The 11,456-nt window shown below is 34.5% G+C and carries 19 protein-coding genes; 5 read left to right on the forward strand and 14 right to left on the reverse strand.

What is annotated here, in order from left to right; all coding sequences use genetic code 11:
* Nucleotides 1-49: 49 nt before the first annotated feature.
* The 14 genes from ACRBG0_RS27575 to ACRBG0_RS27640 form a co-directional block, all read right to left on the reverse strand.
* Nucleotides 50-304 (reverse strand): hypothetical protein, encoded by a 255-nt coding sequence (locus tag ACRBG0_RS27575; protein WP_431490052.1) that lies wholly within the window; start codon nt 302-304, stop codon nt 50-52.
* 25 nt (nt 305-329) lie between these two features.
* On the reverse strand, nt 330-584 hold the full coding sequence (locus tag ACRBG0_RS27580; protein WP_431490053.1) for a hypothetical protein: 255 nt from the start codon (nt 582-584) through the stop codon (nt 330-332).
* Nucleotides 568-792, reverse strand: coding sequence for a hypothetical protein (locus ACRBG0_RS27585; RefSeq protein ID WP_431490054.1), 225 nt, complete (start codon nt 790-792; stop codon nt 568-570). The genes ACRBG0_RS27580 and ACRBG0_RS27585 overlap by 17 nt, the downstream gene beginning before the upstream one ends.
* 170 nt (nt 793-962) lie before the next feature.
* Nucleotides 963-1,451: a hypothetical protein gene (locus ACRBG0_RS27590; protein WP_431490055.1), complete on the reverse strand. Its 489-nt coding sequence runs from the start codon at nt 1,449-1,451 to the stop codon at nt 963-965.
* A gap of 201 nt (nt 1,452-1,652) precedes the next feature.
* Nucleotides 1,653-1,964, reverse strand: coding sequence for a hypothetical protein (locus ACRBG0_RS27595; RefSeq protein WP_431490056.1), 312 nt, complete (start codon nt 1,962-1,964; stop codon nt 1,653-1,655).
* 487 nt (nt 1,965-2,451) lie between these two features.
* The gene (locus tag ACRBG0_RS27600; protein ID WP_431490057.1) at nt 2,452-2,649 is read right to left on the reverse strand and encodes a hypothetical protein; all 198 of its coding nucleotides are present in this window, start codon (nt 2,647-2,649) and stop codon (nt 2,452-2,454) included.
* A gap of 491 nt (nt 2,650-3,140) precedes the next feature.
* The gene (locus ACRBG0_RS27605; protein ID WP_431490058.1) at nt 3,141-3,635 is read right to left on the reverse strand and encodes a hypothetical protein; all 495 of its coding nucleotides are present in this window, start codon (nt 3,633-3,635) and stop codon (nt 3,141-3,143) included.
* A gap of 82 nt (nt 3,636-3,717) precedes the next feature.
* The gene (locus ACRBG0_RS27610; protein ID WP_431490059.1) at nt 3,718-5,022 is read right to left on the reverse strand and encodes a DnaB-like helicase N-terminal domain-containing protein; all 1,305 of its coding nucleotides are present in this window, start codon (nt 5,020-5,022) and stop codon (nt 3,718-3,720) included.
* A gap of 11 nt (nt 5,023-5,033) precedes the next feature.
* Nucleotides 5,034-5,735: a hypothetical protein gene (locus ACRBG0_RS27615; protein WP_431490060.1), complete on the reverse strand. Its 702-nt coding sequence runs from the start codon at nt 5,733-5,735 to the stop codon at nt 5,034-5,036.
* Between the two features lie 564 nt (nt 5,736-6,299).
* A complete protein-coding gene (locus tag ACRBG0_RS27620) occupies nt 6,300-6,683 on the reverse strand; it encodes a hypothetical protein (protein ID WP_431490061.1) in 384 nt (127 codons plus the stop codon).
* A 177-nt stretch (nt 6,684-6,860) separates the two neighbouring features.
* Nucleotides 6,861-7,154 carry a nuclease domain-containing protein gene (locus ACRBG0_RS27625; protein ID WP_431490062.1) on the reverse strand — a complete coding sequence of 98 codons (294 nt, stop codon included), beginning with the start codon at nt 7,152-7,154 and terminating at the stop codon, nt 6,861-6,863.
* A 110-nt stretch (nt 7,155-7,264) separates the two neighbouring features.
* Nucleotides 7,265-7,657 (reverse strand): hypothetical protein, encoded by a 393-nt coding sequence (locus tag ACRBG0_RS27630; protein WP_431490063.1) that lies wholly within the window; start codon nt 7,655-7,657, stop codon nt 7,265-7,267.
* 17 nt (nt 7,658-7,674) lie between these two features.
* Nucleotides 7,675-8,148: a hypothetical protein gene (locus ACRBG0_RS27635; RefSeq protein ID WP_431490064.1), complete on the reverse strand. Its 474-nt coding sequence runs from the start codon at nt 8,146-8,148 to the stop codon at nt 7,675-7,677.
* Nucleotides 8,148-8,684 (reverse strand): putative immunity protein, encoded by a 537-nt coding sequence (locus tag ACRBG0_RS27640; RefSeq protein ID WP_431490065.1) that lies wholly within the window; start codon nt 8,682-8,684, stop codon nt 8,148-8,150. Before ACRBG0_RS27640 ends, ACRBG0_RS27635 begins: the two co-directional genes overlap by 1 nt.
* 135 nt (nt 8,685-8,819) lie before the next feature.
* On the opposite strand from ACRBG0_RS27640, the gene ACRBG0_RS27645 reads away from it, so the two are divergent.
* From ACRBG0_RS27645 to ACRBG0_RS27665, 5 genes are all read left to right on the forward strand, one after another.
* Nucleotides 8,820-9,038: a hypothetical protein gene (locus ACRBG0_RS27645; protein WP_431490066.1), complete on the forward strand. Its 219-nt coding sequence runs from the start codon at nt 8,820-8,822 to the stop codon at nt 9,036-9,038.
* A gap of 15 nt (nt 9,039-9,053) precedes the next feature.
* Nucleotides 9,054-9,587, forward strand: a complete 534-nt coding sequence (locus ACRBG0_RS27650) for a Rad52/Rad22 family DNA repair protein (RefSeq protein ID WP_431490067.1) — start codon at nt 9,054-9,056, stop codon at nt 9,585-9,587.
* Between the two features lie 292 nt (nt 9,588-9,879).
* Nucleotides 9,880-10,242 (forward strand): hypothetical protein, encoded by a 363-nt coding sequence (locus tag ACRBG0_RS27655; protein ID WP_431490068.1) that lies wholly within the window; start codon nt 9,880-9,882, stop codon nt 10,240-10,242.
* 468 nt (nt 10,243-10,710) lie between these two features.
* Nucleotides 10,711-11,025 (forward strand): hypothetical protein, encoded by a 315-nt coding sequence (locus tag ACRBG0_RS27660; protein WP_431490069.1) that lies wholly within the window; start codon nt 10,711-10,713, stop codon nt 11,023-11,025.
* Nucleotides 11,025-11,456: a single-stranded DNA-binding protein gene (locus ACRBG0_RS27665; protein ID WP_431490070.1), complete on the forward strand. Its 432-nt coding sequence runs from the start codon at nt 11,025-11,027 to the stop codon at nt 11,454-11,456. The genes ACRBG0_RS27660 and ACRBG0_RS27665 overlap by 1 nt, the downstream gene beginning before the upstream one ends.

An 11,456-nucleotide genomic window follows, 5' to 3' on the forward strand; every position in this document is an offset into this window, starting at 1 on the left:
GCCCGATGGGCGACCCGCATTTTTACGTTGCCCCCCATGGGTATTTTTTTTAGGCATAAATATCTTCAATCTCAAAATCAAAAATAATTGGATTTCCGCTACGACTATCGAATTTATCTATCTCGATAGTTCCATTATTGCCATCTATTTCCACGTTTCCGTAAACGCCCGCCACAAGGTTATTGTAAACACTATCTAGTTTTTGTTCTTTATTTATTCCCGCAACTTGCCATTCATCTAAATTATTATTTTTGTGAGCATCTACGAAGTCTTGAGCGATTTGATTTTTTTGTGCTTGTGTCATGCTTGATTCCTGTTTGTTTAATTAATTATAGCCCGTAATGCTCTCTAATTTGCACTAATGCTTCAAGCCATGAATCCGTTTCTTCCGTTGAAGCTGCCCGATTTAAGCCGTACTTTTCGTAAGCAAGCGCACCTGCATTATTTAGAAATAATTCAGGTACACGGTTTTCATAATTCGTTGTTTCGACTATACACTTTTTAAATTGTTCTACGAAATCGTCATTTATTAATCCGCTTGTTAAATGTTCCATTTTCTTTTCCTTTTTAGTATTGAATTTCAATCGTTGGTTTTTTACCTTTGTAGCTTCTCATTATAGCATTTTTTGCTAAATCAAAAAAGAACTTGTTGTTTGAATCTTTTAAACGATAGCTTCTATCAGTAAATTTGTTGAAGATGTCACAAGTGATATAAACTCTTTCCTTGCCGTGATTATTCCACTCTTTGCCACCCATGTTTAAAAGTTCTTTTTTAGTTTCTTGCGCTGTCATGTCTGACTCCTGTTTGCTATTGATTACACCCTAATGATACAAAGCTATTTTGAATATGTCAAGACTTAATTAAAATAAATAAAAATGGTTCTTGCCCCTGTGGAAACTTTTCGGAAAATCAACAAATTCATCTCGTATATTAAAAATAAACCTCTTTGTTTACAATATCTCTAAGTCTGCTTATCTTCGTTCTCTTCCTTTTCAATTTCTTCAGGCGGCTTGAAATCTACATCTTCTATTTGATTGTCTAGCACCACCGTCTGCTTTTGCTTCCAATCTTTCGGACGCCTATTGTTTAGCCATACTTGAGCTGCTCGTGTATCGGGTTCGAAATGTTCTTCTACCTCGTGATCTTCTATTTCGCCTTTAACAACAAACGGCTTCATAACTTTCTTTGTGTATCCCGTTGCTTTTTTAAACATAGATTCCGCTACTTTAGCGTCTGCTTTGACCTTGCCGTCCTTTATAGACTCAAAGAATTTTGGATGTGAAAGCTTCCAATTATTAATAGTTGTTTCCGTAACTTCAAAAAAAACAGCTATTTCCGCATCTGTGCAACCTAACAACGCTAGCCTATATGCTTCTTTGTTGTAGCTTTCTTTATAACTTGTAGGCTGACCGCTTTTTTTGTGTTCTTCTTTTGGCTTACGTTTAGTCATTCAGCCCTCCTGCATACTTTAGCTTCCACAGTTTATTATACATATCTGTGTCGGGTTCAACTTCTACAATTATCGCAGAACCGTTATTTCCCACTAGCCTTGCGTTATCTTTAGAAAATATTAACGTCATAACGTCATCTTCTGCGCTGTCTATATACCAATGTTCGTGATCTTTAGTGTACATTATGCTTGTTTTAGTGCTCACTTCAATATCCTATCCAATTCTCTTTGTATTTGAAGTTCTTTTATAGTGTCTGTATAATCGCCGTTTTTATCTAATGTTATTATTATCTCTTCTCGCTGGTTTATTCTCTCTAAATCGCTTTCTCGCAATTTTTGATACAGCCTTATTGTCTTTAGCGTCTCGTTCTGTTCTTGCATTCTTCCTATAAAATAAAAAGATAATACCAAACAAAATGTCCCCATAATGTCTAAAAATAAACTATCATAGGCAAATATGATCCATGTGTCGAAGCTTATGCTTATCATTTGCATTGCTTTTAGTTTTTTCATTTAGTCCCCTATTCTAGCAATTCGGCTAATTTAATTTTCAAACTTTCATTTTCATTTTTTAATTCTTGGATTCTTACTACTGGATCAGCATTCAATCCAATTCCCGCCCATAAAGAGACAATCACATGATTTTCATTATGTGCGTCATTAAAGGACTATTCTGCTCAGCAGCTTCAAACATTAATTGAAGTATTTTAGAAGATAATTTTAGCCCTTCGTTTGTAAATAATTCATGGTTTTTAAACACATAGTACGCTATTACAATAGCGGATTTGATTTTGTTGTACATCTTCTTCATATCGTTTTCATTTCTCGAAAAACCCTTTTGCTGTCTGGTGGCTCGCCTGTTAATTGGCTAATAATTTTTTTACCATTACAAACAGAGCAGACTTCGCTGGTCTTCATTGACAAATTCGGAAATTGTTCTCCGCTTCCTTTGCAATTTGGGCATTGTTGATACATCTATTTCTCCTCTAGTTGGCAGTAATTAGAGTTCGTCATCTGTAATATCTTCTCTCTCATCTAATATTTGCAGCAATCTTTCAGGTGTTAATATCCAACCTGCTAACGTTTCGTCAGTTCCGAATTTTCCACAATCACTTGAAAAATCTATAATTATTTTTCCTTGTTTATCAACTTCGATATCACATTTCAAAATTTGTTCTTCTTTCTCTTTATTTTTCACCTTTAAAATGAGTCTTTTCTCTCGTAAAAAAACTTTATTCCTTTAGCCTCGAATTTATTTTCTAGCACTCTCGCAGTTCCTAGTTTTACATTTTCAAGCTTGATAGTCCACAAAGCATTTATTATTTCATTATTTGATTCCAAACAAGCCTTGTAAATTCTTATGCTGTCGATTCTTCCCTTGTGATATATTCTATATGAATCTTCTGAGTTTTTCAAAAGTATGTTCGTTTGAATAAACCTTTTTTCATTGATCTTTATATACAATATTTTATTATATTCTTTGTCTTGACTTAATCTGTACGTTTTTATAGTTAAAATATGGTCTGATTCCGCGCTATTCTCGAAAGTGCTTTGACAAGATAAAATAAAAAGGAAGAATATAACGGCTTTCATTTTAGCAATTCCCTTTTAATTTCCTCTTCGCTCTTTGGTATTATATTTAATATTAAAACACAAGGCTCTAATCTTTTAAATGTTGTTATGTACATTTTAATATCCTAGCTTTTCTAGTCGGTTAGCCATTTCTAAAGAACATTTAAAATAATATTCCCAATCTCCGTTCTCTGCTGCATCGCTTATATTTTTACTTAATTCACCATTATCCACAAATCTATACATAGACGTAGTTAGATATATGCCAAAAGCGTATAAAAAATCATCAATATTGCCTAACCTAAAATTATCAAAAGCAAGTATTCTTTTATTTGTTTCGTTTTCAAAACTTTTAACAGGATCACTGTACGCATCCTCGAAAGCTAGACCACGCCTTAACGCTATTGCGCCCGCTTGACAAACTTCGCATGCTTTGAATGTAAGGTTTATACTACACCAATCTTTCATATCTAAAACAGCATTTTTACTTTTCAATACCGCTTTAGCATCTGCTATGGCTTGCCTTATTGCAATAGATGGTGTATCAGATAATGGACGCTTAACAGGTGTTACGCCATAATCCTTTGGATTTATATATTTAATCTCGCTCATTTACTCGCCTTTTTGTTAGTTCTATAATCAAGGTATAAATAACTTTTACTTTATACAAGTTGTTTTTTTGCTTTGCAAGTTATTACGTAAACATCTTCTTTTGTTTTTTGCCATCTTCTAGCGCGCTTTGTATTGTATATTCATCCGTAATTTCTTTTATATATCCATTAACCTTTTCAAAAATAACGTCTTTAAATGCGCCTCTAAACTCTCTGGTTTTTACCCATTTCGGATTTATATACTTACTATTTGTCTCGCCGCCTATAGGGCTTAAAGAAATCCACCACCAAGAATTATCTTTTAGCTTTTCAGAGCCTCTAAATTTTCCCTCTTTGTTGTTATGATGAATTATGATAATCGGAATATTTTCTTCTTTTGCTAGCTGAGTTATTTCTTTTGAAATCTCATTTTCTCGCTCTGTATCGCTTTTGTAAGTTCCCGCGATATTTAATTGACTAAAACTATCTAAAAATAAACAAACAGGTTTTTTTGTTGTTTTCTTTACTAGCCTTATATGCTTTCTTATATCGCTTAAATACGTGGATGGCTTATCAAATAGGAAAATATTTTCTTTTGTTTGTGCCTTGTAAAACTCGGCTGCCGATTCCTTGTAATCTTTTAGCATTTCAGTCAAAGCTAGGAAATTATGATCTACTCTGCTCTTTGCCGCTTCTCCATTTATTATACTTGTATACATACTTTCCTTCGTTTGCTCCAAAGTCTCAAATACACACGCCACACCATTTTGAGCCATATTTATTGCAATTTCCTTACAAAGTGTACTTTTACCTAATCCACCCTCTGCGGCAATAAATAAAGTTTCCGCAGGCATAAGAGAATAAATTGGATTGTCGATAAATTCAAAACCCGTTGCATAAATTTTCTTACTTATATCTCTAAATTTTAACGCTGTTTTTTCTGCCATCTCTGAAACGTGGTCATTGTACGAGTAATCTTTTAAGCTTATTTCTTCCATTTTGGAACTTCTAAGCTCATTTCTAACCTCTGCCGCTCCTAGTCCTTCGCTTATGCCTTTTACCGCCTTATACGCGATTCTAAGCAAACTCCTTTTCTCGCATTCTTCTCTACATTGCTCAAAATAAAATCTGTAGTTAGCTGCGGATGGAACACAGTCTCCTAACTCTATAACATATTTTTTATCGTAAATTACTCTAGCCTTATCTAGCTCAGAAATTATTGTAATGTAGTCAATCCCTTTTTTCTGCTTATAGAGTTTAAACACCGCTCTAAAAATTGCTTTGTTTTTATCATTGTAAAAATAGTCCTCATTAATATCGTCCTTGATCTCGTCAATTTTATTAGGTGCCAATATTAATGAGCCTAACAAAGCCTTTTCGTTTTCATCGCTGTGTGGTATGTTTTGCATCTGTCGCCTTTCTAAGCCATCGCCTTTTGTGATCTTTGATAATGATCAATTAATTGTTCAAACTTTTTTCTAAATGAAGTTGTGCTTTTTATAGTTGGAATATAAGTATCTTCTAAATTAGAAAAATAATATTTAGCTGCATTTGTTATTGTTTCCCACTCTATGCCGTCGGTAGTCTCTAATAATTGAATAGGCTTAACCCATGAAATAGATTTAGGATTTATAGTTTTTAGTACCAATTCATTTTCTTTAAGCACTTGATAAAAACGCTCTGCGAAAGCTTCATGCTTTTGTAGTATTTTATTATCTTGTTTAACATTGTTTACATTGTTGTATATGTTTTCTTGTTGTTTTCTTGTTGTTTTCTTGTTGTTTTCTTGTTGTTCTTTTTCTTGATATTTGTCGTAATTAATTATCGTAATGATTTGCAGGACATGGCTTTTAGACCTAGTTATCTGTTGTTCTGTTTCGAGCTTTTTTAAAAAATTTCTTACTTTAGTTCTTGACCATTTCCAGCGGGACGAAAAGTACTCTTCTGAGCGTCCAATCTGTCCTCTTTTAACCGTTATTTGATTGTCTCTAACGTAGAAAGAACTCTCTTTGTGATTAGCTAAAATAAGTAAATCTATCCATGCTTGAGACCTTGTAAACGTCTCTGAAAGCCACATAGGATTATCCACAATTTGACGATGTAATGTAATCCATCCTTGCATATATATATTACTTTCGTATACGGCATCCTCCGCGATAAAGTGCGCCAATGCCAGTAGGTAACTTTACCGTTAATCGGAGGATGCTAAATTTTATTATTTAAAGTTGGCATTGGCTTTAAATTTCTTCGCCTATTGTAAAATAAGATGGGCGCAAGGGCAAGGCGAGGGAAGCCACGCAAAGATGAGTTTGCGCCGCCACATCTGCTTTAATGTAGCAAATTGCTTTTTACTATTCAACATTTTTTATTGATGAATATGGAGACATTCTATTGGAACTTCCTTTAAACGTCCATTCCTAACTACTATTGCGATGCTGTACGGTGTTTGCGTTCTAGTTAAAAAAGAAGGTATAGTGACATCACTTCCTTCTCTAAGTTCGGAATATTCATCCTCTTCTACATTTATTATTGTTGCTCTTATGTTCATATCATTTCCTTTTTAGCGCAAGTAAAGAAGTTAGCCGCATCTACTATTTGCATTAAAGATTGATGTTTATTTTCTATCCCCTTTATATGCTCAATTTCGCCGTTGTCTTTAATTATTTTAGCGTCTAGTGTTTTTCCGTCAAAACTTAGTGCGATAGCCGCGCCGTCTAAGTGGATTACTAATTTCTTTTTTTTCTCTGTATTTTTTAATGACATATTCTGTCCTTTCTTGTCCTTTTTTTACAATTATTTTTTCGCCTGTTCCTCTGTATATTCTATTGTCATTTATGCCGTAGTATTTACAAATTATATCTTGTATGGGCTTTATTGGATTATCCCAATCAGCTAAGGATGTTGATAGGTAGAATTTAAAGGATATCTCCAATTTCCCTTTTGGTATTCTGGAATTTTTGTTTAAAAAAATAGGAACAAATCCACAATATTTAAGATAATCACTTGTTTTAAACCTACGTCCTTTGTAGCACTTGTTTATAGATAGCGGTTTTATTGGAATTTTATTCATACCATTACTGTTTTTTCAATATAATATTCGATGTGCTCACCCTTAAAAGATTTATTAGCCACATATACATAATTTTTAGCCCTTTCACTATCTCCCGTTACAAATTCAATAAAATTCATTCTATCATTGTCGTATTCGCCAGTTGTGTACCAAACAACATAGACTATGTCTACGATTTTACTCATGAATATATCCTTCATTAAACCAAATGCGCCAAGTTCTAACTAAAGCCCTTCTAGTATAAAATAGCTCATCATTGCTATCTAGTTTATTAGTATCTAAATGAGTATGACAACTTGAGCAAGCAAAGCAAGCTGAATAGTCGTCACTTTTCCCACCCATTTTGCCAAAATCAGTATTTATATGAGCAAGAACAACGGTTCTTCTATCATAATTGCAAACGCCTGCAATATTTAGTGTACAATCTTTTCCATTAGCAGACTTTCTAAGTTTCTCAGATATGTACGCCATTTTGCACCTTTACGAATAAAGCTATTAATATTATAGCAATTGATAAGATCGCCGATAAAAACCAAAGAATGCTATTCTGTCTAGCTATTAATTTTAAAGCTCTCTTGTTGTCATTCATACATTGCCTCTACTTTCTCAACATTTTCTTTATGTTGAGTGCTAACACCTGTTAGCACTATTTTTCTTGTATAGCTTTGATGGGCAAGTTCTTTTGTTTTGAACCCTTTGCTAATTACTAATAGCTTAAATGTAGCTAGGTGCTTTTCGCAAATATACCAATTCCCCCGTATCTGCTCAATTGTTATAGCTTTATCTCCTACATTCTCAGCTTTACCATCATTTGACAATAGGTTTTTCACGTCATGCGGACTAGCTCCATATTTTTTACACACTATCTTTGTAGCATTGTCTAAAGTCATTGTTTTTTTAACACCGTTTACGATTATCCAGTCCCCTTTGTTCACTAACGCCACTATTTCTTTTCTTATTTCGCTTTTATTCATTTTGCTTCCTCGCCTTTCTAAAACAATTCTGGGTATGAAATTTTATTATCTCTATCCTCGTCGTACTTGTCACACCCTAGATTTTGATTGTACTTATCGATAAAATCCATTTGATGCACATAGGACAGACCCAATCCGTAAAAGTTGACAGCCTCTATTGCATCATTAACCACATCGGAATTTATCATCACATCTAATTTTATAGCTGTCTTAATAGATGTTATTTCTTTGCTCACATCGTTATACATTAGTATTTGAAGCGTATAGCATTTTGGGCTGTAAACATACATATGAACATCATACTTTCCATAGAGAGGATTTAAAGCGGCTTTTAGCTGATTGGCTACCCCCGCCGAAACGGTTTTCCTATCCTTTGCTACGGGAACAACTTTCTCCAGAGCCTTTTCTACTTTCTTTTTAATTTTTCCTATTTGGTTTATCTTCTGATTTTTCTGTGCATAAATCTTGATAAGCTGTGACAACTTTTCCATTATTTAAAGCCCTCTATTAATTCCCATACTTTCTTTTTAAATAATGGCAGTTCTTTTGCAGAATAAGCATAATCATAAGCATAACCATAAGCTTCATCAACATAAACATAAGCATAATCATCATCAGTAGCAGCAGCTGCAGCAACAGCAGCATAAACAACATCATAAGCATAATCATCATCAGTAGCAGTAGAAGCAGCTGCAGCAACAGCAACTTCCAATGCTTCTAGTGAACATTGACCTTTTAAGTAAAGCTCCGTTTTCTCTATACAATCCCGAACGCTATTATCATTTTGGCTATCTTTTTCAAATATTTGCATCGCTAGATTTGCGCACCCTAAAGCAAAACAAGATAGTTGTTTGCTTGTAAGTCCACACTGTTTTGAAAAAAACCAAACAAAATCGTTATATGGGAGTTGGGCATACAACTTCTTTAGTGTAATTTTTTCATTAATACAGGGAATTTTTTCTACATCTGTCTTTGAGTAGCAACCTCTGTTATCCATAATGTACTTTTTACTAAATACTTTTTTCATTTTATCGCCTTTTTGTTAGTTCTACTTGAATATTAACACACCTTTTTGCTGAATGCAAGTTATTTATGTATAAAACAATTTGCTTGTTGCTTATTAATGCTTATATTTAAACAACTTAAAAAAACAAGGGAAACAATGGCTAAGAAAAAGAAAATACAGAAACCGATATACATGGACGCTGAGACTTATCAAACTATTGTAAAGAATGATTTCTATGTGCACGATAGTTTTCAAGATTTTATGCGAGCGGCAGCAACTAGAGAAGTGATGGTGCAAGAGAAAACTTATTCCTCTATCGATTTAATAGGTGAAGGGACAGTTTTAATAAAAAAAGGCATAGACAATTTAAAATAAAAAGAAAGGCGAGAAATGATTAATTTAGAATTACTACAATCCCCATTAGAAATTAGTGAAATTGATTTTAGAGTCGGAATGGTAGGAAAGAATACAAAAGGTGCTTTTTGTACCATTCTAGCTTACAAAGACGCTAGAGTCGATATACGTAGGCTTAACAAAGCTTGTGGCTTACTTGGATGGCAAAAGAGCTATTCGAGAGACAATAAAAATTGTACAGTTTCTATTTACGACAAAGATAACAAACAATGGGTATCTAAAGAAGATACAGGCACAGAATCAAATACAGAAGCTGAAAAAGGGCTGGCTAGTGATTCTTTTAAGCGGGCTTGCTTTAATTGGGGTATAGGTCTTGAGCTTTATGATTTCCCCTTTCTTTATTGCAAGCTCAATGAAGATGAATTTTACACGGATGGAAATAAAGCAAAAGCAAGCAAAAGATTGCGCCCTAACAATTGGAAATGGTCAAAGGAGATTAAAGCTGATAAAACTTGCATTGTAGCTCACGACGGCGAAACGAGGCGCGTTTGGGCTGAGTTTAAGCAATGAAAAAAAAGTACTGATAAGATTAATGTGAATGTTGCCTAACGACTCTCGGCTATATTTTAGTACGGATTTAAACAGCAAAATTATGAATAGCGAAACGAGCATATCATAGACTGGACTAAAACTGGCTCATACAAGCTAGGAGTTGACTAATTATACTAGCAAGTGATTTACCAGAGAGACCAAACAGATTTTTAAAGTTTGTAAAAGACTTGCTGAAAATTGAAGCAGTAGAAGAGCGTGAATTGTGAAGAGAATATTTTAGAATCGCGCTAACAGAAAAAGGAGGTGCAGAGTGACGGTACAAGAAATTGCTAAGAATCTCAAGACGGAGAGAATACGGCTTCGTTCAGCAAAAGAACTTGTTGTAGCTGCTCAGCAAGCGCAAAATTCAAAAGAAAGACAAGTAAGAAAACTTGAGCAAGAACTTGAAGCGGCTAAAAATAAAGGAACTGTTTTTGTGTCAGATCACGCAATTGTGAGATTGTGGGAGAGAAAATACAAATTAGATATTAATCAAACAAAGAGCGAGATACTTACACCCAAGATTGCCAAGCAAGCTGAAATTTTAGGTGGTACGGGAGCTTTTATAGACGGCGATTGTGAGGTGAGGATGGAAGATTATGTGATAACAACTGTTATCTGGAATAACAAATGATACTTAGCCAAGACCAGCGCGAATTAGTGTTAGAGCTTCAAGAAAGTAAGAGCATTAATCCAATGATATTTCTGAAAAGAACTTACTTGGAAACTTGTGAAATAGCCCGCGACTTGTTGAAAGGCGGCTACATAAAACGGACAAGATCAGAATATTTTAGAATCGCGCTAACAGAAAAAGGAAGTGCATTGAATATAGTAACAAAGCGGAGCGAGAGATGAAAGAGACGTATATAGCTGTGTTTGCATTTAATAAAGAGCGATATGATTACTGGAATAGAGAAATTTGTAGCGAGCCATTCCTCCCTAAATTCAAGCATATATATAAACGTGAACACGTATTAGGCGGCAATTTTTCAAATATTATCTGCTTAAGAAGATGGTATGAAAACGAAAGTTTAATCGATTTATACGAATCGGTTTTTATAAGTATCGAGACAAAGCGCAAGGCGCAGAAAGTGAGTAAGTGATGGAAAAGAAGTATGGCTTTAAAAGAGAAACTTTGCCAGATGGAACAATAATCCAAGTTTTAGAAGTTGGTGATGGGAAGTCTGAATTCACCGATGTGTTTTATATCGGGAAGAATTTAGCAGGTATAGGTATTTCTTACGGTTCTGGAATGGGTGTTGGCGTAGTTAAACCTGAGCCAGATGATCCAACGCCTATGGATGGTAAAAATGGCATGAAATGGTTAGTTCGTTTCGACAACCAAGCTTCAATAGATTCTATGATAACTACACTTTTAAGAGTTAAAAACAAATTATCAACACAAGGGATTAACTAATGCCTAAAGGAAGCTTAAACAAAACATTGCACATTGGTCGCTTAACGGCTGATCCAATTTTAAAATACACGCCTCAAGGTGCAGCAGTATGTAATTTTGATATTGCTACAAATGAGGGCTACAAAGATTCAAACGGAAACCAAGTAGATAAGGTAGAATATCACAAAATAGTCATCTGGCGCAAACTTGCAGAAATAGCAGGGCAGTACTTGAAAAAAGGCTCTCTTGTATACATCGAGGGCAAACTTCAAACTCGCACTTGGGAAAAAGACGGACAGAAGCACTATACAACTGAAATAGTTGTATCGGAAATGCAAATGCTAGGCAGTAAGAGTGCAGAAAATGCACAAGCCACACAAGCGAAGCCTCAAGCACAGCCTGCTTTTGAAGTTCCAGATAATGATATAGAGGAAGACTCGCTGCCTTTCTAG

Origin of the sequence: Lewinella sp. (assembly GCF_050633125.1) — a bacterium.
Classification (GTDB): domain Bacteria; phylum Bacteroidota; class Bacteroidia; order Chitinophagales; family Saprospiraceae; genus Lewinella.

Bases quoted from the DNA above. Each gene is read 5' to 3' on its own strand.
- ACRBG0_RS27605 (WP_431490058.1), bottom strand. From the start codon at position 3,635: ATGAGCGAGATTAAATATATAAATCCAAAGGATTATGGCGTAACACCT.
- ACRBG0_RS27575 (WP_431490052.1), bottom strand. From the start codon at position 304: ATGACACAAGCACAAAAAAATCAAATCGCTCAAGACTTCGTAGATGCT.
- ACRBG0_RS27660 (WP_431490069.1), top strand. From the start codon at position 10,711: ATGGAAAAGAAGTATGGCTTTAAAAGAGAAACTTTGCCAGATGGAACA.
- ACRBG0_RS27585 (WP_431490054.1), bottom strand. From the start codon at position 792: ATGACAGCGCAAGAAACTAAAAAAGAACTTTTAAACATGGGTGGCAAA.
- ACRBG0_RS27645 (WP_431490066.1), top strand. From the start codon at position 8,820: ATGGCTAAGAAAAAGAAAATACAGAAACCGATATACATGGACGCTGAG.
- ACRBG0_RS27665 (WP_431490070.1), top strand. From the start codon at position 11,025: ATGCCTAAAGGAAGCTTAAACAAAACATTGCACATTGGTCGCTTAACG.
- ACRBG0_RS27595 (WP_431490056.1), bottom strand. From the start codon at position 1,964: ATGAAAAAACTAAAAGCAATGCAAATGATAAGCATAAGCTTCGACACA.
- ACRBG0_RS27610 (WP_431490059.1), bottom strand. From the start codon at position 5,022: ATGCAAAACATACCACACAGCGATGAAAACGAAAAGGCTTTGTTAGGC.
- ACRBG0_RS27630 (WP_431490063.1), bottom strand. From the start codon at position 7,657: ATGAATAAAAGCGAAATAAGAAAAGAAATAGTGGCGTTAGTGAACAAA.
- ACRBG0_RS27615 (WP_431490060.1), bottom strand. From the start codon at position 5,735: ATGCAAGGATGGATTACATTACATCGTCAAATTGTGGATAATCCTATG.
- ACRBG0_RS27650 (WP_431490067.1), top strand. From the start codon at position 9,054: ATGATTAATTTAGAATTACTACAATCCCCATTAGAAATTAGTGAAATT.
- ACRBG0_RS27625 (WP_431490062.1), bottom strand. From the start codon at position 7,154: ATGGCGTACATATCTGAGAAACTTAGAAAGTCTGCTAATGGAAAAGAT.
- ACRBG0_RS27640 (WP_431490065.1), bottom strand. From the start codon at position 8,684: ATGAAAAAAGTATTTAGTAAAAAGTACATTATGGATAACAGAGGTTGC.
- ACRBG0_RS27620 (WP_431490061.1), bottom strand. From the start codon at position 6,683: ATGAATAAAATTCCAATAAAACCGCTATCTATAAACAAGTGCTACAAA.
- ACRBG0_RS27590 (WP_431490055.1), bottom strand. From the start codon at position 1,451: ATGACTAAACGTAAGCCAAAAGAAGAACACAAAAAAAGCGGTCAGCCT.
- ACRBG0_RS27635 (WP_431490064.1), bottom strand. From the start codon at position 8,148: ATGGAAAAGTTGTCACAGCTTATCAAGATTTATGCACAGAAAAATCAG.